This window comes from Nostoc sp. (assembly GCF_036917635.1).
In the GTDB taxonomy this organism is placed as follows: Bacteria; Cyanobacteriota; Cyanobacteriia; order Cyanobacteriales; family Nostocaceae; genus Nostoc.
Window position 1 is genome coordinate 113,286 of sequence record NZ_JBALCW010000088.1, and the last position, 25,153, is coordinate 138,438.

Consider the following 25,153-nt stretch of genomic DNA (forward strand, 5'->3'; position numbering starts at 1 on the left):
CTGAAACTCTGAGTTGAGTCCAAAATACTATTTGATTGTTTAAGCCAGCCTACAGCTGTTTTTTAGCCCTGTCAACTAAATTTTTGAGCTTTTTGGGAATTTCTCTATTAGCACTCATCCACCGTCCTAAAATAGTTGCACAGTATTCAGGATTAAGTTCTGCACCATGACAAATCCTACCTAACTGCTCCGCAGCCATAAGAGTAGTTCCGCTGCCCAAGAATGGATCGATAATAAGATCATCTTTGCTAGTTAATCGGTCAATCCAGGTTAATACAAAATCAATTGGTTTTCTCCCCGGATGGTCATTCTCGTCTCCATCCACGGCTTGGATAATGCTCTGAGAATAGTTTTGATTACGAATTCCAGTAACTTTGTAAGGAGTAGATTTTTTACAGAATACTGCTGCAATAATATGATTACCATACCCCATTGGACCTTTGCTCATACCGTTTTGTATCCAATGAGCAATCATGCATTTGTAGGGCATAGTGGTCTTTCTGAGAAAGTGGGAACAAGATTCGTCGCCTGGTGTGACAATTACTAAATCCGCTTTTTCAATTAGCCAATCATGATTCCATTCAAAACCTATATCCCAGGATGCCATCCCTGCATTGTATGGAGGGTCAGCAATTGCTAGCCTAGCTTGTGGTGCATTCCAGGTGGCAGAGTCACAACAAGTTAAAGTGTGATTGCCGAGTTGCCACACATCACCAAACAATACAGATGGCGACTCTGATATTTCCATAGCTAAAATCTGATTAACTGCCTGCTCAATTATCTGCTTGGCTATCTCCTGCTTGACATCCTTGCGATATTTAACTAATTTTTTGATTCTTTTGCCCGTTGACTTATCTAAACTAAAACGTCTAACTACTTCTTGTTTGATTTTTTCAGGTTCTGTTCTTATCTGATAAGCATCTGCAACTGTTACCTCACCATTGCGGATATACTCCCAAACTTCAGGGAATGAACTCTTGATAGACTTGGCTGATTCTATAGTTCTAGTGCTTACACTTAATTGCTCTGCGGCTTCTTTAATCGAGAAAGTGGCTCCGCAAATTTGCGGAGCCACTTTAGTTTGATACTGGTTAGTCCCATTCTGCAAATTTGCTATATCAGCAGCGATAGCCGCCCTTTGGCTTTCACTTAAATGTCGCCGTTTAATATTGAGTGAAATAACTTTCCATAATATTTGAGGTTCAGTTAAGTCAACATGGTCAATCTTGGGTTTAATACCTAATTCTTTGCAAACCTCATAGCGATGCCGACCATCGATAATCTCGTTAGTCTTTTTTAGGACTGTAATTGCTATGCCCTGCCCGTTGATAGCAATGTCTGCCCTCAAATTTTGAAATTCTTGTGGGCTAAGAGGTGGAAACAAGAAAATATAAGGGTGGTAAGTTAATTCTTCTACTTGCTGGTGATGGCATTGTATATTAGATTGTTTTCTAGGCATGATTCAGAACCTAAGCACTACTGAATTGTGGTTATTTGCCTTTACCAGAGGCTGTTAGCGGTATCCTTACCGCCTTTGCAAAATTATACTGGCTAATTTTGGTATAGTACGCTAGTACTGCTAAAATTTTATTATTGACTTAGGTACTGCTTTTTGATGTCCAATGGTTGTAAAGTCTTGATTTCGACTCAACACCAGGCTTATGTTTACTTGGGAATCTTTGAGCGCAAATACTCAAAAGTCCATTTTGACGAAAATTCCTCAAATGGAAGCCACTGACTAGTATTTTCTTGAACCCAGATAGAGCCATCATCTTCCTTCCTACTCCCAATTACAATCCCAAATTCCCTAGCCAAGCCATACCATTCACTAAACAGGTCTGCTGGATTACTTTCAACTCCAAGATGCTGATTAGGTTGCCATGCATCATCAATTGCGGTAGCTAGCCATCCCCCAGGACTTGTGATTACCTGATGCTGTAGTTGCTCTTTTAGTGCTTCTATTGCAGTTAAAACTATCTCTTCCGTTGATTTCCGTATCTTAGAAGCAAGGGTACTAGTCAGCTTAATACCCAAGACAGCTAATTCATCTCTAATGATGTCGCTAATCTCCCCTTTTAACTTTTTTGTTAAAACAGGTGCAATATCGGATTCCTTAGAGATTGGAGGCGATTGTGACTGAGTAAGACACATTTCTAATTCAATATTCAGCCTCTTATTTTCTGCTTCCAGTCTCTCCAATCGATGCTCTATCTCAGAAGCTTGAAGAATACGTCCATAAATTGCTTCATGCTGGTCACGCAACCCCCTATTTTCGGCTTCAACTCTTTTAATTTTTTCCTTAAGCGTTTTGATGATTACATCCTTGGATGCATCTGAGATTCTTTGCTTAGGCGGTACTTTCTCCGATGAAGAGTGGGTCTGCCTGAGATGTTCTATCCGAGCTTTAATCTCAGATTCTTTATAAAGCCAAGCTTTACTCAGTCCAGAAGCTTTGGCTACAGTATTAAAGTTTATAACTTGTTGCTCTTTGATGAGTTTCTGAATTCCTTGCTCAACTTTCTCAAATGCTTCTTGGCGCTTCCTTTGAGCATTACCACGCAGCCCTTCAATATTGCGCTCAACCGTCATTCGCATCTACCTCCAATACGGAAATGATGTTTTCTAGATTGGTTTTAATCTTCTGGTTCATCTCAATTTGGCGCATCCATCCATTTGCTTCAGCTTTTTGGATAATCTGGTTGGTCTGCTCTAGCTGTTGTTTATGTTCTGCTAAATACTCAGAAGTTGTTCGGAAATGAGTGCAGGTTAGACAAGCATTAGCATGGGGACATCCTTGAGAAATGGTAGGTAAAGCACAAGACCCATTGGGCAACGCCTGAGCATGAATGTTTTTCTTGAACCACTGCAAATCCACCATGTCTGCTTCTATGTTATTTGCCTCAACCACAAGTCCAGAAATATTGACGATCTTGCCCTGATACTTAGCAATTTCTTCTTTCATCGTCTGGTCGTGAATATGAGCATAAACAGCAGTCATGTTGGGAGATTCATGTCCCAGATAACGCTGAATGATATGCTGTGGCACACCATTATTTATCATTCGAGTTCCTACAGTGTGGCGAAATTGATGTGGGAGAAAATGCCAGCGCTTACCTGAAGCATCACAAATATTATGACTTTCACCTAACTTATTGAGATAACGAGAAAAAGCCTGTCGGCTCATTAGTTCTGGGGCAGGCTTAAAATCACCTTTCCATCCTCCCCCTTCATTTGAACTGAAAACATATTCAAATTTAATGTTTAAATTTTCCTTGATGTAGCGTAGTTGCTCTTGAATTACTTGAACAACTTCTCTGGAGATAGGAATGGTAATTTCCTTTTTCATTTTGAATTGGTAATAGCGCATAAACCAATCCCCAGCTTTGTCTTGCAAAAGACAGTCAGGCTTCAAATGCAGCAACTCAGATATCCGCATCCCGCACTCTTGCAGGACTAAAACCATTCTCATAACCGGTTCAGGAAGATGCTCTAAATGCTGATTAAGTTGTTGCATTACATCTTCTGGAATGTAGCGAGGCAATGGTTTAGGTCTTTTAGGAAAATCTTCATCACGAATCAGATACCTTGATACATCTAGCCATTGATTCTGATAGCTCATCTCCAAGAATCCCCGAATCCCTCCAATGGTGTGACACCGAGTAGATGTTGAGAGTTTTGTACTTGCGAAGTGAGCTAAAAAATCAATGATCACCGAGCGATCTAATTCTCTTGGCGAAATATTTGGGTAAGATATGGCGAGGAACCGAGAGAGTCTTTTTATCGCTAACAACTTCTCGGAACCCGATGAGAACGAAAGAGTACTAAGCGTAAATTTGATATATCGCTTAGTTGCATCCATTAGCCAAGGTTGACTAATGTTTAAGAAAGTTAACCTGTAATTGTACCTGCCCACCCCTGGACAAATCCCTAGATTACGACAATCCCATACATCTTTTTTGTATTCAGCTTCGGGATTTATAACAAACTGGATTTTATCAGGATTGTAGGTAAAGTGACGACCACAACTTTTGCATATATAAATCTGGTATCCTTTGTCACTTTTGCGCTTTTTAACAAATTTATCGCTCTCACAATGATGGCAGGTTATCTCTTGCTTCTGGGTCTGTACTAGAGTTAGTGGTGATAAACGTTTCGGTTGTGGAGTCATTTCTATGTCCCAAATATTCGTGATATGCTTTTTTCAAATCTTCGTTATTGACATGGACATAAGTATCTATTGTGGTTTGAATACTGGCGTGTCCTAATCGCTTCTGGACATAAGCCATTTCCATGCCTTCACGAATTAATTCTGTAGCGTGAGTATGTCTAAATAGATGAGGACGAGCCGCAATCCCTGTTTTCCTCTTCAGGCGATTGAACAAATCCATTACATTACTATACGACATTGGAGAGCCAATTTTCCCATCCCAAAGATTTACGAAAACATAATCACTGAGGTGATCACCAAGTACCTCCATAAATTCATCTTGCAGGTATTGGCTGTAAAGCCCCATCAGTTCTTTAGTGACGTGGACTTCATTTTGAGAGTTGGTTTTAGCACGAGCGCCATTGGCATTGTTATCTCTGGGAACAATTTTGATTAGATTATCCCAAGATTGAATATCTTCATGTCTTAGTCCCAGTGCTTGCCCAATTCGTATACCACTTTCGTTTAGCAAGCAAAGCAAAAATTTATCCCTGATTCGATTACAACTATCAATAAGTTGCTTCACTTCCTCGGATAAAAGTGTTTTTGGATAATGCTTTGGTTCTTTAAGTTTGAGTAAACGAGTTCTAATCGGCTTGCCTTTCGTGATGTGGTGCAAGAAGCTTTTGTACTTCCTCCCTGGCATGATCTGTGACCGATAAAGAGGAATATGGGAAACCTTACCCGTTTTTTCGTGGAAATCGTAAAGCATACACACTGAAGTCAGAATCACATTTACAGTTGATTCTGTGCGCTTTGCAATAACCTCATTAATTGAAACAACCCCTTGAGGGTTAGGGCTTCTTAGCCATGCCATGAACTCAGCAAGCTCAATTACGCCAACTTGCATCCAATCTAAACTATAAGCCTGAAGATATTCCCAGTAAAGCTTGAGGTGATGGGCATAAGACCTAATCGTGTTTGGCGATCGCTCTATGCTCTCTAGGTAGCTTATGTACTGCTCAATTGGGCGAATCGGTAAATAGTCGTTACCTAAGACTGTCCAAGTGATTTTATCACTCTTGGGGATGCGTACCCTTTGAACTTTCACTATGCTTTGTAGATATTATTTACTTTGTGGAAATGCTATTAAATAATAGTCTACAACGATTGGGTACGCCTGTCAATGTTGTTGTTGTTTACTTTAAAGAATTGATTTTAAAGGCTGTTGTTTACGAACATCTGATTTATTTATCCCCATACCAAACGCACAGGTACACACAACAAAGGGTATTTTGCCACTTAACCAGCTTGCTTCCACTGCACGGCGTTCTGTTGCACCCAATCCTGCATGATAACTAGCTGTTGCATAACCCATGTCTGCTAACCATTGGGTCAAATCTTCGCTATCTCTCCGAGTGCGAACATAAACTAACCCCGATTGTTGCGGTCTATTTTGAATAAACTTTAATAACTGTTGTTTTCTACCTCGTGGTGTCCAAGCGATGCGAACGCTGGGATGCAAATTAGGACGGTAGGGATTCAAGCGGAAAATCTCTGGTTGCTGTAATTGTAAAACTGTTTGAATAGTTTTTTGTGCTAACGGGTCAGCAGTCGCAGTAAAAGCGGCGATGCTGATTTTTGTTCCGGGTGGTTTTGATTTTAGCAATGCCGGACGCACAGCCCCTAATCTGCGATAAGCTGGGCGAAACGTATCACCCCACTGCACTAAACAATGGGCTTCATCCAAAATTAAGCCATTAATTTGCAATTGCGGCTGACATAATCTTTCCCACACTGGCGCACTTAGCAAAGTTTCTGGCGATAAATAAAGCAATCTTAGCTGTTGACGTTCTAAAGCTTGCAGCGTTGCACGGCGTTGAGATGAAGGTAATTCACTATGCAAAAGTCCTGCTTTTTGGTTGTTTTGTAGTAGTTCTTGAACTTGATTTTCCATCAACGCCACTAAGGGCGAAACTACCAAAGTTAATCCTGTTTGTAGTAGCGCGGGAAGTTGAAAATAAATCGATTTTCCCCCACCTGTGGGCATAATAATCAGCGCATCTTTTTGTGCCAATAAACTGCTGACAATTTCTCCTTGTGGCGGACGGAAATCTTCATAACCCCAGATTTTTTTAAATGTAGCAAGAACTTCTTGCCAAGATTTTATTGTAGGCTGATTCATGTAGATACACCTAAGTAAGTGGGCGAAAATAATCATCACTGGCTCGTAGTTGCCCTAAAGCGCAAGAGGGCGCAACTACGAGCAAAATACAGATATTTTACTTTTCGTTACATAGTTTGGTTTTATCTTGTCTAGCTACTTATATCCTTGAAAACTGAATATAGCCTCTGTTATCTTGCTAATGGTTCAGTAATTTCATCATCTCAGGTTGCAACCCACTGACTACAAGACTTACGCCAAACTACACGCGCTCAAGGGCAATTCATGAATTGCCCCTACTAATACCATTTCACTTTAATAATAATGATACAAATACGCTCTTTTGGGGCATGGCAATGCCATGCCCCTACGAGATATCTATATGATGTATCAGGATTTTCGTGAATTGGTATAAAAATGATTATTTTCGGCTATTGTTTGCGTAATTACTGTAATTTTTACAAATAAAAGAGAGGGCAGAAGGCACGTATGAAATTAGTCATTGCTACTAATGACTAATGACTGATATTACAGGAGAGCGAGCAATATTGATTTGATGCCTGTTCTAGCACCTTTACAATGGGGAGAAGGACACACTTCAGGAAAGCGCAACATGCCGAAAATCACCCTGGAAGTATCAGAGGAACTATCTCAACAACTAGCACAAGTAGGCGATCGCTTACCTGAACTACTTGCTTTGAGCCTCCAACAACCACCTGTACCAGCACAAGTTTACCGATATATCCTAGATTTTTTAGCCAGCAATCCCACTCCTGAACAGATTGCTGAATTTAAACCTACTCCCGAAATGCAAGAACGTTTGCGTACTTTGCTAGCACGCAGTCACGCAGGTAAACTTACACCCACGGAGTTGAAAGAACTAGATGAGTATGAACGTATTGAACATTTAGTTGGGATGATTAAAGCAGGTAACTTATCTTATTTGACCAGTTAACCATGAGTACAACCTATATTCCGGTTGTTGTTCGTCGGCTGGTACAAGAACGCGCAAACTACAGATGTGAATATTGCCAGTTACCCGCAGGAGTTGCTTTTTTGCCCATGAAATTGATCATGTTATTGCCCAAAAGCATGGCGGTGCAACAAATGTTGATAATTTAGCCCTTACCTGCTGGCGATGTAATCGTCATAAAGGCACTGACTTAGGATCGTTTGATCCAGAAACAGGGGCTTTTAGCTTTCTCTTCAACCCACGCACCCAGAAATGGGATGAACACTTCACCTTTTCAGAACTAAATCAGGTAGGCTTAACGCCTCCAGGACGTACAACGATTAGATTGCTACAAATAAATAGCGACGAACGACTAGCCCAACGCCGGAGAATGCGCTGAGTAATTGTTCATCACACCTGCTGTAGGCATTTACCTGCAAAGTTAGAATGATGTCATGTTACTTTTTAGCAGAACATCACAATGCTGAAAATTAGCCTAAAAATATCTTATGGTGCGATCGCAGGAGGCAAAAAATGGGCTTGGCTGGATTAAGAATTGTGTTGGTAGAGCCAGCAGGTCCGATAAATATCGGAGCGATCGCTAGGGTAATGAAAAATTTTGGGCTATATAATTTAGTATTAGTAAATCCCCAATGCGATCCGCTATCGACGGAAGCTTTGATGATGGCTGTTCATGCTCAAGAAATTATAGAATCTGCGGTATTAGTGCCGACATTACCAGAAGCATTGCATGGATGTGTACGGGCGATCGCTACTACTGGTCGCGTTCGGAGTTGGGAAACACCCCTAGAAACCCCCCGCACTGCACTACCCTGGTTACTGGAGGAACCAGAAGAACCCGCAGCACTGATTTTTGGCAGGGAAGACCGGGGATTAAGCAATGAAGAATTAAATTATGCACAGAGGTTTGTTGGTATTCCCACGAGTCCAGATTATGTAGCCCTAAATTTGGCTACCGCCGTAGCAGTCTGCTGTTATGAATTATCACAATGTACCCAGCCTGCCACTAAAACTTTAACCCAAACTGAACTCGCCCCCTTAGATGTTGTGGAAGCATACTATCAGCAATTAGAATCATTATTATTAAAAATTGGTTATATATATCCCCATACGGCAGCTAGTCGGATGGAAAAATTCCGCCAAATATATAATCGCGCTCACCTGAAAACAGGAGAAGTATACATGCTGCGAGGGATTTTGCAGCAGGTAGAATGGGCCATTAAGAACCACAAGGATGGTGAAAACTTGTAATTATTTGTTTAATATATACGCAATCATCCCCCCAAAATATTTAATATGGCTTAAACTAAACACAAAAATGCTACTTAGTGGCAAAGTGGAATTTGAGTATTAATATTTGCTTAAAGATTAAGTTTTGGGTTAGGAGTCTGCAAGAAAACAGCCAAGTGGGTCACAAGGAGTAACTGTGTCAGAGTCAAGTGACGAACTAACAGCTTTCTCGCGGCGTCAACCCTTAAATCGCCGCCAGCCGCCACAAAAAGTTCAAAAAGTGGTAAAGAAGAAAGTTAAAGCTAACAGTCAGCAACAAGCTGCGAATGGACGAGAAGCGGCGCTCACACGCCCCAAAAATCCGGTCAGTCCTCCCCCAGTCCCTGGTGCTACACGGAGGGTAAAATCGGGGTTAGTCATGCCAACGGCAGTAAAACCAATACCTAATGTAAAGGGCAAAATTCCTCCCTTTCGACCAGGTGCTGTGATGGTGAAAACAGTGCGGATGGAAAAGCCAAAAAGAGGCAGACGTTCATCGCCGAAGACGCGGTTAAAGCCAATGGCCAAAACCTTGTTGTATGTTGTGCGGTTGTTGATTGTGGGTGTTGGCATGGGTGCAATTGTTGGCACAGCATTGTCAGTATTAGACCCCGCTAATCGCATCAATACAACTTCTGCGCCGCAATCTAATAATAGTGTGGTGCGATCGCAGCCACAACCTACCCAAGCTCCCCCAGTCGCACCTTCGAGCTTATACCTATCTCAGGAAATTAGCTCCTTGAAAAATGCTGTGCAAAATTTGGCGGCGACCAACCCAAATCTTACACCCGGAGTTTTCTTAGTAGATTTAGATACTGGTAATTATGTAGATATCAATGGCTCTACCAGTTTTCCGGCGGCTAGCACAATTAAAGTGCCGATCTTAATTGCTTTTTTCCAGGATGTAGACGCGGGTAAAATTCGCCTGGATGAAATGCTGACCATGCAACAGGATATAATTGCTGGCGGTTCGGGAACTCTGCAATACAAACCCGCCGGAACCCAGTATGCTGCTTTAGATGTCGTCACTAAAATGATTACAATCAGCGACAACACGGCGACAAATATGCTGATTGCGCGACTGGGAGGGATGGAGGCGTTAAACCAGCGTTTCCGGGACTGGGGATTGACAACCACAACAATTCGTAATCAACTCCCAGATTTGCAAGGGACAAACACCACTAGTCCCAAAGAATTGGGGAATTTGATGGCAATTGTCAGTCAGGGAAATTTAGTGAGTATGCCATCACGCGATTTAATGCTCGATATCTTGCGTCGCACTCAGAAAGACACTCTGCTACCATCGGGTTTGGGAACAGGCGCGAGAATATACCACAAAACGGGCGATATTGGTAGTATGCTGGCAGATTCAGGTTTAATTGTTGTTCCAACTGGCAAACGCTACATAGCCTCTGTGATGGTACAACGCCCCGAAAATGACCCTCGCGCCGAAAAATTGATTAGCTCAATTTCTCGCGCTGCCTACCAAGCATTTAGCCAAAATGCTGTTACACCCAACAGTACCACCACTATACCTGCAAATGGTTATCAGCCGCCTGTTGTTAATCCTGGTTTAGCCAACGGTACAACAGGAACAGTACCCATGAGCGTTTATCAGCCTCCTGTTGTCAATCCAGTACCCAACGGCATGGGAAGTACTGTACCGACAAACATTTATCAATCTCCAGTGATGAATCCTCCGTATTATCCCCCAAGATAATTTGGGAATTTGCGAATTTGGTATTATTTTTATGGTTTTTGAAATAACCATAAATTTATACAAGGCATAAATCTGATGAACTATATCGGCGACGACAACGCGAATAATGTGGTCGGTGGAAGGGAATTCTACCTTTTTATCGTATCCATAAAAAAAATAGCACTCCAAACGCCCTGACACTGTGATAAACCTTATTTTATAACCAGGATAGTAATGTTCTGGGTACAGGAAGCGTGTTTCAGTTTACTAGTTTAGGGAATCCTGATATTACCCTGAGAAGTAGCGATTTCAGTCTGGTTTAAGACTTACGCAAAACTACATGAAAATCAGGTTTTTGGCTAATGTTTGCATAACCCCTGTGGTTATTTAGTATTTTTGATAGCGCATTCCTGGTAGTTGCGAAACCAAACCCATAAGTTCCAACTGTAACAACGCACCGGAAACTGAACCAGCAGCCATACCAGTTTGTTGGACAATAAAATCGAAGGGTAAAGCTTCACTTGCCAACGCATTCATTACCGTTTGCAATTCTGGCGATATTGGCATTAACTGTTCTGGTGCTATAGAAGCCTCCACTGCATCAATTTGTGGTATTGCTCCTAGCATTGTTAATAGTTGATCTAATTCTTTGAGGATGAAAGAAGCTCCTTGACTCAGTAACTTTAAGCACCCTTGGGATGGGTAATCATTTACTCTACCAGGTAGTGCATAGACATCTCTACCAAATTCATTTGCGTAGGTAGCAGTAATTAAAGCACCAGATTTTATCGGCGCTTCCATTACCAAGATAGCGCGGCTTAAACCTGCAATAATTCGGTTGCGACGGGGAAAGTGAGTGCGATCGGGTGGGGTTTTTGTGGGATACTCACTCACGACTAAGCCAGCCGTCAAAATCTGCTTGTACAAATCTCGATTTTTATGCGGATAGATGACATCTACACCGGTTCCCAAAACTGCGATGGTGCGTCCACCTGCTTTCATGGCGGCGATGTGGCTTTCTGTGTCAATTCCCTCCGCCATACCAGAAACAACTGTAAAGCCATTTTTAGCCGACTTTCCGCACTTCATCGTGTAATATGCGTAGATTTCCCATAGGTGGAAAAAAATGGTTAAATCAACAACATAAATCGCCAATGGTATTCAATATTAATACTTAATAATTTGAACATTATTAGGAATTTTTATTGAAAAGATAGATAATACATTTTGAAGTGCGGAATGTGGGTTTTAGCCAAAGCTGTACTAATTTGGCGAGTCCAACGGATACCGTATTCTGAGGGTTGGCGGGTTCCAACAATTCCAACCATCGGTTTTTGTCCGAGATTTTCTTGGAGTTCGACTTCACCGCGATAGTATAAAATCGGCGGTGGACTGGGAGTTTCCAGTAGTAAGCGGGGATAATCTGCATCTGCTGGTGTCCAGAAATGAGAATTTTCTTGCTGGTGCTTGGTAAATAGTTGTTCTGGGTGTAGGCGCGATCGCTGTTGTACTACTTTTTCGAGTGTTTGAAAGCCAAAACCCTCCACCTCTCCTAACTGTACCTTGGTAGCGTTCCAAGCTGTTGCTAACGTGCCAAAATGCTGTTCCAGCCGCCGCAGTAATACCGGGCCAATTCCCGAAATTTGCGCCCAAGCTAGCCAATATGCGCCTTCTTCTACCACGGTTTCATCCTCACTACTTGATTGAGTATTCCCAAATTGGGCTTGTTTGTTGAGGGGGATGAGGGAGTGGAGGAGTGAGGGAGAAGACAAATGACAAATGACTAACCCCTTGACTTTTGACTCTTGACTCTTGACTATTAACTATTGACTATCTTCTTATTTTGTGTGATGAAATATTTCTATCGTGTTTTAATAAGCCTATCTGGATGTTTAATATTTTTACTGTTGCACAGTGGGCTTGGTTCGTTGCCTAGTTTGGCGGCTGAGAAAGTTACTGTCAGATACGGGTTGTTTGAGCAATCGCTCCCTGTGGCAGATATACGCAACTATGCCGACAACCAAAAGGTTTCTGGCGAACTGCAATCTTTCTTACATTACCTCAGCCCTAAGGAAAAACAGAAGTTCCAAGACGCCCTTCAGGTAAAAATGTCTCTTGATATTGTGGCTTTAGATAAGCTGATCAACACAGGGATGGGCAAGCAAATTTTATCTTTTGCATCCGTTGCGATCGCTCGTCGCGATCAAGCCAGTATACAAGCCCTACGAGCTGCCATTATCATAGGAGCAAAATCACCAGAAGGTCTAGGATTAGTCAGCTTTCTCGCAGCCTATCCCAGTAATGAACTAGTGATTGATGTGTCAAAAATTTCTAAGCTAGTTAGCATGGCAAATTCCTCTTCTGGTTCTGCTGATGCATCTCCAAAGGACAATGTAAGTTCTTCCCCTTTAGGAAAAATTGCCCTGCAATATCAAATATTTGCCGCTCAAAATAAACAGTTTTCAGGTTGCTTATTTGGTGATTCTGTTTCGGCTGAACTTGGTAATACTCTTGGGAATGATACTTTTAATTTTGGGTTAAATGGCTTGAGTACAATCTCATTACTGGAACAACTCAAAAGTTTAATTCCTACCAAGGTTACATGCGAAAAAGCTATTATTGCCATAGGTGGAAATGATGCTTGGTATGGAATTAGTGATGAGTTGTTTAGCAAAAATCTGCAAGAAGCGATCGCACTTGTCCGCACAATGGGAAATAAAGGGATTTTTCTGATTCCGGCTTTTTATTCAACTGTTGCAGCAAGCTCAGATCCAACTATATCAGCCCCAAATTCTAAAGTTGAACAAATTAATGTTTTGATTAATAAAGTTGCTGAAATAGAAAAAGTGCCAGTTGCAGCAGCAGGAGTAGCAACATTGTATGAGAATAATGTTCTTAAAGATAATTTGTCGAGCGATGGCGATCATCTGAACGCAGAGGGACTAAAAATTTACCGACAAGCATTATTACAAATCCTGCAAAAGTAATATGATGTCGTCTAATTGCCCATAGTAAAAGCACCCCACCAAGATTAGGTTTTATGGTACTGAACCCCACCCCCAACCCCATAAGAGCAACCGAGGAGCTTGCTCTGATATAACTCATTTAATTAGGAAAAGCTACACAACATAATTCTTAGTTCGTAACTCAAAATTACGAACTTGTACTGAGCGACTTGCCTTCTTGGAAGTCGAAAGGAGCCGAAGTATTACGAATTATCAAGTTTAGGATTTCCAATTTAGAAACCGCGCATAAATATAAGCTATCCCTTCATCAATAATTGTCCGTACACCTTGGCTATAATCCCACCATTTGTTTGGATCATAATCTTGTGTTTTGGCAGCGATCGCACCAACTTTGATATTAGGGCTAAGTAGTTTCTTAAACAGCAACCAACTCCTACGGGTGTGAACGTCCAAAGAAAAAACATTAATTGCTTGTAGCTTTAAATTGGAATCAGATAGCCAGCGATTAAATTCGGCAGCAGATGCATAACTACGATCCTTGATTACCAGAGGCGTTGGAACAGCTACCACCTTCTCTGATTCTAAACCGAGTTTCTTAAAGGTGGCGGCTGACACTTCTGCAAAGTTCTTGTATTCGGTAAGATAAATTCCTTTTTCTATTGAGCCTCCCGTAGTAACTACTAGACTATAAGAACCGTTTTTAAATTCAGTCAAAGCTTGTTGTATGGCATAATCTGGTAGCCATCCTTCAACAACCAATACTTCTGCTGATTTGATTGGGGAAGTCACGGCGAGAAATGAGTGTACATGAGTAATAGTGAAAAATATTAAATAAGCAATCGAAGCGATTGCTATCGCCCACCCCTGAGCCGTAAATGTCCACATTTCTTGGCGTTTTATTAGTTTGATTTTTGGAAATTTTCGACACCGACGATTTTTTGTCTGCATTAAACCTTAGCTAAACGTTGTTCTTTCAAATAAGTAAATACAGACTTATCTCCGATATCAGCAGGAATTGCTTGTACTGTCTTTCGTAGAGCAAATACCAAAAACAACGTTGCCCAAATTCCTAATAAAACACTTTCCCCCTGAATTGGTAAAATTCCCACCAAATGTCCTAACAATAGTAGCGGTACTATTAGGGTTAATACTTTGGTTTCCAGGCGATTGAAGCAAAAAGCCTCTTTAAAATAAATACCTGTCAAAGCAACGAAGATAAAACCAACTCCAAATAAGGTAAGAGGCTGATTGTAAACAGTAAGAGCTAAAGGTTCAGTACTAGAGATTGCTAGAATCACTGAAGCTATAGTACCGATCGCCCAAAAAATTTGCAATATTCTGTGCAATGATACCATGTAGATATGAATGGTAAATAAACTTACACCAAGAGCGAGGCTAAAACAAGTATATAGAGGTGTAAGCGTCGTCAAAATAGCTGGGTTATTGTTGAACAAAACCAAAGTGCTGCCTATGGCAAAGCTCAGTGCTGTTACCATTAACCCAGCGCGGTAGATAATTACGCCAGTGCGATCGCTCTGAGTAATTGTAAATTCCCCAAACTGACCTTGATAAACTTCTGGTGGAGGTAGTGTTTGCGTAGTCATAGTTAAAAATATAGTTATGAATTACTAATAGAGTACAACAGTAAATTGCTGAAGGGTTACTTTTATTATTATCGACAATCAGACGAATTAAGTGTCACAATCCCTAAACTTTTAAGCCATTTTTGTAGTATTACTTGACTTGACAGACGCGCTAGCTGACAAATTATCTTTACCATTTAACCAGATTTCCTTCGAGAGCGAAATACATAGCAACTACTAAAGCACGGCGTAAATCCAGGTATCATCTCAATTAACCAGACTAACAAGGGGATTTTGCCCCTTCTTAAAGGTAGGCAAACTTGCGCCACAGTGTAAGTAAGTCGGCACAATAAAAGCAAATTATGTGAAGAAAAGTAAACAAGGCTTAAACTCTTTTTCCCCCTACTTCCTGCCCTTTGCAAGAACTGCCTTATTCCAATGATAATGATTTACGCCGACCTATTTAGTCTCTAGTTTAGCTGAGGACTTGATTCTAAAACCAACTCAAACCCCTGATGCAGATATTGCTGCGCTAGAGTGGTTTTGCCTAAGCCTCCCTCACCTTGAATAACAATCACTTTCTATCCCTGATTTACCAAAGTATTCAGATGAGCGATCGCTTCTGTTCGTCCAATAAAATTGGTATCCTCTAATTTTGGGGTGGGATGTGGCGATCGCGAGTAATCAATCAAACTGGATATCGCAGTAGTTTTTCTCAGAACTCGTTCCAAAGTAGCGCGACAATTACTTTTGGTAATCTTTTCTCGCAATACTTTAGAAAGCAGCTTCCATAGGGACTTCCAAATAAAAAAATATACAACTATTTATTGTGGGGTGGGCGTCTCGCCCGCCCATAGTCAAAGGCGGGCAAGTTGCCCACCCCACAAGATTGGATAATTTATTTCCTGGAAGTCCCATAACTGAGAACCAGCATCCTTGGCGTGTCCTTCCGTACAACCGTAAGAATGAGCGATATCCAAGTATTTTCTACCCAACCAAACTTGCACAAGAATCACTTTTTGCAAATCCCTCAACTGTTCCCCAGTCTGAGGGGGAATTATGGCATCTAACCATGCTAATGCTGCTTCAGCGTCCATTGTGTAACGACAAGGGTAGTTCAGATTTTAGGGACAACTATAAATTACTCTACAGTTATATTGCTAGAGTTTTCGGATAAGATTCTGTAAATCCGACTTTTTTCCCGACTTTTGCAAACTTTATTCAAAATTCAGCAGCAAGTTCTTGAAGGGATTACTGTTATTCCAACGGTAAGTGTTGAAGTCTCGTCGATCGAGCGTCAAAATTCGTCCATGTCCCAGATGTTCTGCTAGAACAACCAAAGAAGCATCTGCCATATCCATTGGTAAATCTGCATATTTTTCCATAAGTTCAACCATGCGTACAACATGGCGACTTCGTAAGTCGAATACCTCAAATGCTTCCTGTGCAACGTCTCTCAAAAAACTACATTGAGCATTATTACCACCTCCTCTGGCAAGAAGGTAACAAGTTTCGGTAATGACAGGATAAGTAGTAACTAGTGGTTCATTGAGAGTATTTAGAACTTGTACTGCTAATTGATGGTATTGATCGTTTTGGTTCCCAAGTGCCACGAAAAAGCCAGTATCAACTACGATCATAGTTTTCTTGCATTAGCGATCGCACAATGGCTTCGGAATTAGCAGCCAAGTCAGCTTCTCCTTTGAAACAGCCGATAAATTTACTTTGCTTGAGTTTCGCTAACGGATCTGTTTTTTGTTGCTGAAGTTGTTGATAGCGTAGTTCAATCGAAGACTTAATTGCCTCTACTGTATCTTGGTCAGCTTCCTGTTGAATATAGGCAAGCTTTTGAGCATATTCTTCATCTAGCTGAATATCAAAATTCTTCATCGCCACTAACTTGGAACGTTTATCTAGAGTATATCGCCCGCGTCGAATCGTCTAGAATAAAAATCATTAGGTAACATTAGCACCATCATTACTTATGGTGAAATCAGACCAGCGTCAATTGCCTAGCAGTGCTGAACTTCCTTGTTCGGACGATACCCCTGTGGATAACGAAGATCAGAACTTTATTCCTAACCTGCTTCTCTTTTTGCTGCAATATATTTGGGCAAACCGTAATGACTGGTTTTTTAGTGTGGATATGGGGGTTTACCATACCACAGGGGTTAGTCCACTTGTGCCAATTGTACCAGATGGATTTTTGAGCTTAGGTGTAGAACGCCGCAAGGCAGATAAATCTCGTAAAAGCTATGTTGTTTGGGAAGAAAATAACATAGTGCCTATCTTGGCTTTAGAAATTGTCTCCTTAACTCCGGGTGGAGAATACGATAAGAAATTAAATACTTATGCCAAGTTAGCGGTACTGTACTACATTATCTATAATCCAGAGTATTGGCAAAGAGACCGTCACCAACCTTTTGAAGTTTATCGCTTAGTAGATGGTAGCTATCAATTGCAAATTGGCGAACCCTTTTGGATGCCAGAAATTGGTTTGGGAATCGGGCGATCGCAATACATATCTGGTAATATCCAGCGTCAGGTTTTGTATTGGTACGACCGACAAGGAAAGCGCTATCAAACGTCAGAAGAACAACTGGAGTTAGTGCAAAAACAACTAGAGCGTTATCGTCAACAATTTGGGGAATTGCCAGAGAGTTGAGCAGTGAGGTAATTCGTAATTTTTTTATTCTTTAAAATAATAAAAATAAACCCGCAATCTGCTGTATGTCGATAACCTAAATTGTTATTTTGCCAGTCACATTTGTTATTTTAAGGTTGATTGAAAATGCCGTGTATGAAGAAATTTTTTGCCTGGGGAATAAAAAGTATCAAATACTTATTGCTGAGAGTGGGATGAGGTACTGGGCAAGCCTAGCCTATGAAGAAATTATCACAAGAAAAAAGAAAGGCAAACCCAGGCAGTTATTAAAGTGGTCATATATTGTAGAACTGAAGCAGGGTTCTGAGCTATTCGATACTCTTGTCCCAGATGGAGGTGCTTGGGCACCGTTGATAAGCTATTTAAAAGAAATTGCTCGACAACACTCAGAAGGTAATTTTCCAAGTTAAAACAAGTAATTCATAAGCTTGAATAAGACTGGTAGATTTTAGTACTACTTTTTCCCCAACTTTTGCAACCCTATCACATAAAACTGCCGACTTCAGCCGACTGACAAAACAAAGTGCGATCGCTTAGGCTATTGGGTATAGACATAAAAAATCAAGTAGAAAAAAATTCTTAATACTCTCAAGCCACTCACAGAAGACTTAGCAGGTCAAAGCTATCCCAGTCCTAACTACCTGCAAACACAACATCGCATTCGTTCCCTCATAGACAGATATATTGCAGTCGAAAAACTACACAATCGCTTGCAAGATTTACCGATACAGTTTGCCAATCCTCAACCGCGTCCTTGGAAACCCAATTTCATCAGGCTTTGTTGAGCTACCAAAGACGCGATCGCCGTTTTGGTCAAGTTAAAGCTTCAGTGTCAGCTTAGTGTACCAGACACCAGACATCGCCTCAAAATTAAACCAGATTTTTGCTATGAGCGATAAAGTAAAAGCACCCACATTACCACGATGGTATATGAGCGCTAATAAATAAAACATTATTGAGGATAATCTATCTGCTATGACAGACCGAAGTAACTATCAGAATAGCAGGCGGTGAGTAAATAAACTGCAAGGGTAGTTACAAATGTTTTGTTAAAAATATTACTTACTGTAAGATATTGTTTATTTGGCTAAAATGTGATATAATAGAGTGCTGTAATGTCTACAGTGGCCTACAACGGCAAGAGAAATTATTTGCACCGTTTTCTTCTTGATTTTAGCGATCGCAGTCTCTTGATTTTTTTTGAGTAAATTATTCTTCGATAGGTATTGAGCCGAGATTCGCGGCTCAATACCTATATTCGTTATCACAAAATCAGACTGATATAATTATTATTTTGCCAATAGTAATTATAAGAACTCCCAATATCCTTTGTTGTTAATTCTTTCCCAAAATAGTATTTACTATAATTTAATACTTGCGATACAAGCTGATGTTCTGGTAAGTCAACTCAGAAAAAATCCTGAAATAAAAATTTAAAGTTAACAAGATTCTCTTGCTAAATCTACTTTAAATTTACTTATCAATCAATTTTAAAATCGCAATTAATTTTTTCACTATTTTATAGGTGTTGGGAGTTATGATGACAAAATATCTACTAGCTTCTGCTAGTGGGATGGGATTTTTATGTTTAATTGCCGGTTTATCACCTGTGCAAGCCCTTCCTAGTTTAGAAATTGCAGATAAAAAGGTAGTTGTTAATCAAGATAATGGCAGCTATGAAAATAATTATTCTCATCAAAGCAATTTAGCAAAAAATATCTCCAGTAAATTGCTGATAGCTAATGAGAGCCAAAAAAAATTACCCTCAGTCAATCAACAGCAAAAAATTCCAGATGAAGTAGATTCTGCCGTTAACTTTTGGCAGCCAATAATACCACAATCTGCAACTTCATCTCCATCCTCATACAAACTTGCACAAGTAACATCCGTATCCCAATTGTCTGATGTACAGCCGACCGATTGGGCTTTTCAGGCACTCCAATCTTTAGTCGAGCGCTATGGTTGTATCGCAGGTTATCCCAATCGAACCTATCGCGGTAATCGGGCGATGACTCGCTATGAATTTGCTGCTGGCTTAAATGCTTGTTTAGAGCGAATCAACGAACTGATTGCAACCGCAACTGCTGATTTGGTCAAAAAAGAAGATTTAGCCACATTGCAGAAACTACAAGAAGAATTTGGGGCAGAATTGGCAACATTGCGGGGTCGAGTAGATGCTGTAGAAGCTCGCACAGCAGAACTAGAAGCAAATCAGTTTTCTACAACTACCAAACTTAATGGAGAGGTAATTATTGCAGGTATTGGTGCTAGCGGCGGCGCTCCTAATAACAGCGACTCGAACATCATCCTAGTCAATAGAGTACGGTTAAATCTCACCACTAGCTTTACTGGTAAAGATTTATTAATTACTGGATTGCAAGCTTATAACTTTTTGGGTGGAGCCGATGGACAGGGTAGCCTGCAACAAAGTTTAGGATTAGCTGCGCCGCTTTTAAGTGCAAGTAGCGCCCGTACCAGTTTTGAGCCACAATTTCCGGGGTTAAATGTCAATACTTTGTCGGGTGTTGGCGCAAACAGTGTTCAGCTTTACAAATTGCTGTATATCTTTCCCGTCGCTAATAAATTAACCTTGTTTGCGGGAACTGCGGCGGAAACATCAGATGCTTTCCCAGCAATCACACCTTTTTATGGTGAAGGACAAGAATCAATTTCTCGTTTTGCCGGTTTGAATCCTGTGCTAAGGGTTTCTGGTGGGACTTCGGGTACTGGTTTAGCATCAGCGGCGGGATTTATTTTTAACATTTCGCCAAATTTGGATTTAAGAGCTTTATACGGCAGTGTAAATGCCAATTTACCCCAAAAATCTGCTAGTGAGGCAGTACCAGGAGTTTCTACTACACCTTTGGGAGCAGGTTTATTTAGTGGTAGTAGTATTATTGCCACACAGTTAACCTTCAAGCCAAGTTCTGCTCTGGATATTGGTTTAAACTATGCCCACAGTTATCACGAAATCAATATTTTGGGTACAGGATTAGTTAGTAGTGATATCGGTGCTTTAGCAGGGGTTGGAGCTGGAACACCACTCACACTCAACTCTGTTGGGGGTACGCTAACATGGCGATTGTCTCCCAAGATAGCCTTATCTGGCTACGGTGCAGCACTATTTGTTGATGCTGCTTCAAATAGCGTGAATGCTTCCACCACCTTTACAAGTTGGATGGCGGGAATTCACTTCAGAGATGTATTCAAGTCAGGGAACACAGCGGGAATTATTTTTGGTCAGCCGCTTTTCCGTAGTGATACTGGTGGTTCTGCTCAACTTACCCCCACAGGCGAGAATCGGGCAACTCCTTACCATTTAGAAGGCTATTACCGCTTTCAAGTTAGCGATAATATCAGCATTACCCCTGGTGCGTTTATTCTCTTTAACCCAGAAGGTAACAGCAACAATGACACTACAACTGTAGGTGTACTTCGGACTACTTTTACCTTTTAAGAAATTGGGATTTTGAGGGAGCATCTCAATACTGCTCGGATAAGACTAAAAACCTTGTGTAGAGACGCGAAATTTTGCGTCTCTACAGGTCTAAAACACTATCGAAAAATCCTTAAACCGAGCAGTATTGGGGAGCATCTTACTTTCGTAGAAAGCTCTTTAAACCTCACCCCAACCCTCTCCTTACTAAGGAGAGGGAGCATAAATATTGTTTCCCCTCAAAGTATCGGGGGGACTAAGGTGGTCGATTTAGGGTACATTTACAAAACTGAGATATAGTTGCTTTGCCTAAAATCTGCTATTCAGAACTGGTACGATGCCTACCTTGGGATACGCCTACGCTAGACCAAAAATAAACTGTATAGGTGTACCTCATCATATACATCGCTCTACAAATAACTTAATTATTTCTTTTGCCTGATTTAGCAGTTTGATTTGAAAGTTGGTGCTTTTGTATAACCCGCTCAATCTGATAAGTCACGGCATTTATTCTATTTTGAACTTTATCAAAATCAATATTTACCCAAATATAAGATTTGTCAGGTCTTTCCTGCTTACTATTCATAAATTGCTTTAGTTGTCAAGATACTTTGTTATATCTATACAATATAGCCATCTCAATTTATAAACTACTTTCTCTAGACATACAAATAGAAATGCTTAATATTTACTTAATATTTTACACGGTGATTTATAGGGCAACAGCTAGCTGTGCTATCCGACTAAAAAAGACGCGATATTCCGCGCCTCTGGGAGCTAAAATCCAAATTTCAAGTGTTAGCTTAAACCTTTGTTTGTAGATATTGCACCAACTGCGGTGCTTGCATCACTCCCTCTATCCGATCCACAGGCTCACCCTGCTTAAATAGTACTAAGGTTGGTAGAGCGGAAATTTTATACTGACTGGCTAAATCTGTGTATTTTTCCGTGTCGATTTTGACAATCCGTAGGCGATCCTTAAGTTGGGCATTGACTTGCTCTAAAATTGGCACCATCATTTGGCATGGGCCACACCAGTCAGCGTAAAAATCTACTAATACAGGTACATCAGAAGCAGACAGCATCTCTTCAAAGCTATTAAATTGCTTTTTAGTTGCCATTATGATACACACCGATTTTCAATTGTTTGTTTTAATAGTAATTCTTTGAAAATAAAAGCGGTATAGGTTCATGGGTTTTTGTTGAGAAAGGATTAAATTAATCAAGATAGAATGATTTGCCAGCAAAAAATCTTAAATAATTATAATAAAATTCGTATATTATTCTTGTTTGTGTGTATAGAAATATAATTTGATTTCTGAAAAAACTCGCTCTCAACTCGAAAAGCGTGATTCCATATTCAGACAATATTCAGATGTCCCCTAAATCACCATAAGATAATTAGCGCGGTATTTCTAAGATTGAGGAAGATTAAATGACACTATTACAAGATAAAGTTGCAATTGTCACAGGTGCATCACGAGGAATTGGACGAGCGATCGCAATTGAATTAGCTAGACAAGGAGCGATCGCAGTGGTCAATTATGCCAATTCTAGTGCAGCTGCTGAGGCAGTTGTTACAGAAATTATAGAAGCGGGAGGTCAAGCGATCGCTATCCAAGCAGATGTATCTAAAGGCGATCAAGTAGACGCACTGATTAACACCGTCATGGAAAAATTTAAGCGTGTGGATATCTTGGTTAACAACGCAGGTATTACCCGCGACACACTGCTTTTGCGTTTGAAGCCTGAAGATTGGCAAGCTGTCATAGACCTTAACTTAACTGGTGTTTTCTTCTGTACACGCGCCGTCAGTAAAATTATGTTGAAGCAGCGATCGGGGCGGATTATCAACATTAGCTCCGTCGCCGGGCAAATGGGCAACCCAGGTCAATCAAACTACAGCGCCGCCAAAGCAGGTGTAATCGGCTTCACCAAAAGCGTTGCCAAAGAACTAGCAACTCGTGGGATCACCGTTAACGCCGTTGCCCCTGGATTCATCGCCACCGACATGACCAGCGATCTCAACAACCCCGAAGAAATTCTCAAATACATCCCACTCGGTCGCTTCGGTCAGCCCGAAGAAGTCGCCGGAATGGTGCGTTTCCTCGCCGCCGACCCCGCCGCCACCTACATTACCGGACAAGTATTTAACGTCGATGGTGGCATGGTCATGGCCTAAATAGTGCTGAGTTAGAAGTAGAGAGGCGATTAATCGCCTCTCTACAGCAATTTTACTAGGGTGCGTTACGCATAAACGCTATCATCAAGATACCAAAAGCCAGGTTTTAAGTACTGTTAAATACAAAAAAAATAAATTTTGTACTTAAGAAAAGGCGCTTTTTGATAACTAGCAACTTGGGTTACTAGTCCCATCTCATCACATATACCTTCTACTATGCCGCACTGGTCAATATCCTCTACCCTGATATTTAATGGTAAAGCTGTCATCCTTACAAAACAAAATCAAGCATTTACATCATTTTCAAAAATACAGCATTTACGATCGCACCTGCCGAAGGTGGGCTAAAATGCTGTCAGAGTAAAAAAACTGTAAACGTATATTTCTATTTTTTCAAAAATCAATAATCATTCCTAAACGCTGGGATCAATGCTGAGTTAGAAGAAAGTAAACATTTGGCTAAACAGTATATATTTTCTTCTGCTTAACTACTATCATAAATTTACTAATATTGCTAATATCAATCTGGAATCCTGTTCTGTACACTTGTAGCTTTGTATAGATACCACTTGTAATAGCGGTTATCGACCTAAAGAAACAGTTCTATGCAGCTGAGCTAAAGCAAAAATATGACCCTGAAGAAACTGTATTAGGGAAGCATGATGAAAAGTTCCAAGCTCGGCGTTGCAAAATGATTTTTAACGCTAATCTAACTACAAATGAGCCAATAGATATAGAAATCCTTGATTTATTTGATCAACTAAACCCACAGGATCAGATTCAACACATCATGACTCTTATAGATATGCCACAGGAGCATCGCCCTCCAGATACTCTTACCATTTTTCAGAGGCGAGGCAAGATATTAGACTGGGCAGGGAATAATAACAGACTGGAAAACCTTAAAAACAAATTATTGTATTTAATAGGAAGGCAGCACCACCCTCAGAAGGCTCATTGGAATTAGAAGACGTTCAGCTGATGAGCCAAAATTGTGCGTCAACAATTGCATCAAAAACCAATTTTCGTGAATATATTGATAATTTAGTTACTTTGGAGGTACAGCTTTATCAAAACTTTAACTTATTACAAAATTTTTGTGTTAAGTTGAGTATTACATTTACGACAAATGAAGTACAAGTTGTATCACGTTTTGGAAAAACTGAAAATATAATATTTGGTATTAAAAGAGGTCATTTACACTTTAGATTAACAAATGGAATGATGAATCCAAGTAAACGTTATTCTTTCGATAATAAAAAATACAATTGGAGAGGGATACATAGAGGTTTGCCCGAAGCTCCTGAATGGGAGTTTACATTAAGTAACTACACAAAAATTGAGGATAATGTAACAGAATCAAGCGTTTTACATGGAGAACTGAAAGAGCAATTTATAGGATTGATAGAAACAACTAATGTTTTGGAGTTAGAAGCATTATTTAAAATCAGTATTAATAGAAATTACATAGAACTTCTAGAGTCAAATGGTAGCAAAAATAAAAAACAAAAAGAAAGTAAAACTGCACTTTTATTGAACTATCTTAAAGATCAAGATAAACTAAAAAAGTATGTAAGTAGAGTAGTCATTAATATATGAATCAGCCAATATCTGCTGAAAAAGTTGCTGAATTTTTTAAAGTAATCGATAATCAGCCAGATGCAAAGCTTTCGGAATTGGCGAAGCTAGCTGGACTTAATTTAGCTGAGGATTATATAGGTACAGACTTAAGTGGTGAGGATCTTAGTGGAGATAATTTAAAATCCGCAAACTTTAGTGGTGGAAACTTGACAAATGCTAATCTTAGTCATGTTGATTTAATGTTTGCAAATTTGAGCAATGTTAACCTGACAGGAGCTAACCTCACTAATGCTAACCTGAGTGGTGCTGATCTTATAACAGCTAACCTCACTGATGCTAACCTGAGTGGTGCTGATCTTACAAAAGCTAACCTGACAGGATCTAACCTCACTAATGCTAACCTGAGTGGTGCTGATCTTACAAAAGCTAACCTGACAGGATCTAACCTCACTAATGCTAACCTGAGTGGTGCTGATCTTACAAAAGCT

Annotated in this window: 23 protein-coding genes and 5 pseudogenes; 12 read left to right on the top strand and 16 right to left on the bottom strand. The window is 40.4% G+C overall.

Features of this window, described 5'->3' with window-relative positions; all coding sequences use genetic code 11:
* Nucleotides 1-49 precede the first annotated feature (49 nt).
* The 5 genes and pseudogenes from V7K32_RS20225 to V7K32_RS20245 all read right to left on the bottom strand — a co-directional run.
* The gene (locus V7K32_RS20225) at nt 50-1,459 is read right to left on the bottom strand and encodes a ParB/RepB/Spo0J family partition protein (RefSeq protein WP_334995585.1); all 1,410 of its coding nucleotides are present in this window, start codon (nt 1,457-1,459) and stop codon (nt 50-52) included.
* Nucleotides 1,460-1,665: 206 nt separating this feature from the next.
* The gene (locus V7K32_RS20230) at nt 1,666-2,589 is read right to left on the bottom strand and encodes a DUF6262 family protein (RefSeq protein WP_334995586.1); all 924 of its coding nucleotides are present in this window, start codon (nt 2,587-2,589) and stop codon (nt 1,666-1,668) included.
* Nucleotides 2,579-4,168 (bottom strand): tyrosine-type recombinase/integrase, encoded by a 1,590-nt coding sequence (locus tag V7K32_RS20235; RefSeq protein ID WP_334995587.1) that lies wholly within the window; start codon nt 4,166-4,168, stop codon nt 2,579-2,581. Before V7K32_RS20235 ends, V7K32_RS20230 begins: the two co-directional genes overlap by 11 nt.
* Complete coding sequence (locus V7K32_RS20240) at nt 4,089-5,258, bottom strand: tyrosine-type recombinase/integrase (protein WP_334995588.1); 1,170 nt, start codon at nt 5,256-5,258, stop codon at nt 4,089-4,091. Before V7K32_RS20240 ends, V7K32_RS20235 begins: the two co-directional genes overlap by 80 nt.
* 123 nt (nt 5,259-5,381) lie before the next feature.
* Nucleotides 5,382-6,332, bottom strand: a pseudogene (locus V7K32_RS20245) (RecQ family ATP-dependent DNA helicase); the annotation flags it as partial.
* A gap of 592 nt (nt 6,333-6,924) precedes the next feature.
* Between V7K32_RS20245 and V7K32_RS20250 the strand changes: the two are divergent.
* From V7K32_RS20250 to V7K32_RS20265, 4 genes are all read left to right on the top strand, one after another.
* A complete protein-coding gene (locus V7K32_RS20250) occupies nt 6,925-7,266 on the top strand; it encodes a hypothetical protein (RefSeq protein ID WP_334995607.1) in 342 nt (113 codons plus the stop codon).
* Between the two features lie 73 nt (nt 7,267-7,339).
* On the top strand, nt 7,340-7,663 hold the full coding sequence (locus V7K32_RS20255; protein WP_334995589.1) for an HNH endonuclease signature motif containing protein: 324 nt from the start codon (nt 7,340-7,342) through the stop codon (nt 7,661-7,663).
* Between the two features lie 134 nt (nt 7,664-7,797).
* On the top strand, nt 7,798-8,535 hold the full coding sequence (locus tag V7K32_RS20260; RefSeq protein ID WP_334995590.1) for an RNA methyltransferase: 738 nt from the start codon (nt 7,798-7,800) through the stop codon (nt 8,533-8,535).
* A 175-nt stretch (nt 8,536-8,710) separates the two neighbouring features.
* Nucleotides 8,711-10,273, top strand: a complete 1,563-nt coding sequence (locus tag V7K32_RS20265) for a serine hydrolase (protein ID WP_334995591.1) — start codon at nt 8,711-8,713, stop codon at nt 10,271-10,273.
* A gap of 366 nt (nt 10,274-10,639) precedes the next feature.
* Here V7K32_RS20265 and dprA read toward each other — a convergent pair.
* Nucleotides 10,640-11,323 (bottom strand): annotated as a pseudogene (dprA, locus tag V7K32_RS20270) (DNA-processing protein DprA); the annotation flags it as partial.
* A 179-nt stretch (nt 11,324-11,502) separates the two neighbouring features.
* Nucleotides 11,503-11,934, bottom strand: a pseudogene (locus V7K32_RS20275) (DNA-processing protein DprA); the annotation flags it as partial.
* A gap of 144 nt (nt 11,935-12,078) precedes the next feature.
* On the opposite strand from V7K32_RS20275, the gene V7K32_RS20280 reads away from it, so the two are divergent.
* Nucleotides 12,079-13,239 carry an alpha/beta hydrolase gene (locus V7K32_RS20280; RefSeq protein WP_334995592.1) on the top strand — a complete coding sequence of 387 codons (1,161 nt, stop codon included), beginning with the start codon at nt 12,079-12,081 and terminating at the stop codon, nt 13,237-13,239.
* A 237-nt stretch (nt 13,240-13,476) separates the two neighbouring features.
* Here V7K32_RS20280 and V7K32_RS20285 read toward each other — a convergent pair whose 3' ends face one another.
* The 6 genes and pseudogenes from V7K32_RS20285 to V7K32_RS20305 all read right to left on the bottom strand — a co-directional run bounded on the left by V7K32_RS20285 (nt 13,477) and on the right by V7K32_RS20305 (nt 16,691).
* On the bottom strand, nt 13,477-14,166 hold the full coding sequence (locus V7K32_RS20285; protein ID WP_334995593.1) for a YdcF family protein: 690 nt from the start codon (nt 14,164-14,166) through the stop codon (nt 13,477-13,479).
* Nucleotides 14,166-14,822, bottom strand: a complete 657-nt coding sequence (locus tag V7K32_RS20290) for a DUF2301 domain-containing membrane protein (RefSeq protein WP_334995594.1) — start codon at nt 14,820-14,822, stop codon at nt 14,166-14,168. Before V7K32_RS20290 ends, V7K32_RS20285 begins: the two co-directional genes overlap by 1 nt.
* Nucleotides 14,823-15,292: 470 nt before the next feature.
* Nucleotides 15,293-15,595 (bottom strand): annotated as a pseudogene (locus V7K32_RS28855) (NB-ARC domain-containing protein); the annotation flags it as partial.
* A 63-nt stretch (nt 15,596-15,658) separates the two neighbouring features.
* Complete coding sequence (locus V7K32_RS28860) at nt 15,659-15,898, bottom strand: hypothetical protein (protein WP_442938775.1); 240 nt, start codon at nt 15,896-15,898, stop codon at nt 15,659-15,661.
* A gap of 120 nt (nt 15,899-16,018) precedes the next feature.
* The gene (locus tag V7K32_RS20300) at nt 16,019-16,441 is read right to left on the bottom strand and encodes a type II toxin-antitoxin system VapC family toxin (protein WP_334995595.1); all 423 of its coding nucleotides are present in this window, start codon (nt 16,439-16,441) and stop codon (nt 16,019-16,021) included.
* Nucleotides 16,428-16,691: a CopG family transcriptional regulator gene (locus V7K32_RS20305; protein ID WP_334995596.1), complete on the bottom strand. Its 264-nt coding sequence runs from the start codon at nt 16,689-16,691 to the stop codon at nt 16,428-16,430. Before V7K32_RS20305 ends, V7K32_RS20300 begins: the two co-directional genes overlap by 14 nt.
* Before the next feature lie 94 nt (nt 16,692-16,785).
* Between V7K32_RS20305 and V7K32_RS20310 the strand changes: the two genes are divergently transcribed.
* The 3 genes and pseudogenes from V7K32_RS20310 to V7K32_RS20320 form a co-directional block, all read left to right on the top strand.
* Nucleotides 16,786-17,466 (top strand): Uma2 family endonuclease, encoded by a 681-nt coding sequence (locus V7K32_RS20310; protein ID WP_334995597.1) that lies wholly within the window; start codon nt 16,786-16,788, stop codon nt 17,464-17,466.
* 89 nt (nt 17,467-17,555) lie between these two features.
* Nucleotides 17,556-17,876, top strand: coding sequence for a hypothetical protein (locus tag V7K32_RS20315; protein ID WP_334995598.1), 321 nt, complete (start codon nt 17,556-17,558; stop codon nt 17,874-17,876).
* Nucleotides 17,877-18,041: 165 nt separating this feature from the next.
* Nucleotides 18,042-18,230: pseudogene (locus tag V7K32_RS20320) on the top strand (ferritin-like domain-containing protein); the annotation flags it as partial.
* Between the two features lie 315 nt (nt 18,231-18,545).
* On the opposite strand, the gene V7K32_RS20325 reads toward V7K32_RS20320, so the two are convergent.
* The gene (locus V7K32_RS20325; protein ID WP_334995599.1) at nt 18,546-18,734 is read right to left on the bottom strand and encodes a hypothetical protein; all 189 of its coding nucleotides are present in this window, start codon (nt 18,732-18,734) and stop codon (nt 18,546-18,548) included.
* Between the two features lie 272 nt (nt 18,735-19,006).
* On the opposite strand from V7K32_RS20325, the gene V7K32_RS20330 reads away from it, so the two are divergent.
* On the top strand, nt 19,007-20,923 hold the full coding sequence (locus V7K32_RS20330) for an iron uptake porin (protein ID WP_334995608.1): 1,917 nt from the start codon (nt 19,007-19,009) through the stop codon (nt 20,921-20,923).
* 400 nt (nt 20,924-21,323) lie between these two features.
* Here V7K32_RS20330 and V7K32_RS20335 read toward each other — a convergent pair whose 3' ends face one another.
* On the bottom strand, nt 21,324-21,488 hold the full coding sequence (locus V7K32_RS20335; protein ID WP_334995600.1) for a hypothetical protein: 165 nt from the start codon (nt 21,486-21,488) through the stop codon (nt 21,324-21,326).
* Between the two features lie 217 nt (nt 21,489-21,705).
* On the bottom strand, nt 21,706-22,023 hold the full coding sequence (gene trxA / locus V7K32_RS20340; protein ID WP_334995601.1) for a thioredoxin: 318 nt from the start codon (nt 22,021-22,023) through the stop codon (nt 21,706-21,708).
* A 314-nt stretch (nt 22,024-22,337) separates the two neighbouring features.
* On the opposite strand from trxA, the gene fabG reads away from it, so the two are divergent.
* The 3 genes from fabG to V7K32_RS20355 form a co-directional block, all read left to right on the top strand.
* Entirely contained in the window at nt 22,338-23,084 is a 747-nt protein-coding gene (fabG, locus tag V7K32_RS20345) for a 3-oxoacyl-[acyl-carrier-protein] reductase (protein ID WP_334995602.1), read from the top strand.
* 957 nt (nt 23,085-24,041) lie between these two features.
* Nucleotides 24,042-24,683 (top strand): hypothetical protein, encoded by a 642-nt coding sequence (locus V7K32_RS20350; protein WP_334995603.1) that lies wholly within the window; start codon nt 24,042-24,044, stop codon nt 24,681-24,683.
* A partial coding sequence (locus V7K32_RS20355; RefSeq protein WP_334995604.1) for a pentapeptide repeat-containing protein occupies nt 24,680-25,153 on the top strand: 474 nt, incomplete at its 3' end. The genes V7K32_RS20350 and V7K32_RS20355, both read left to right, overlap by 4 nt.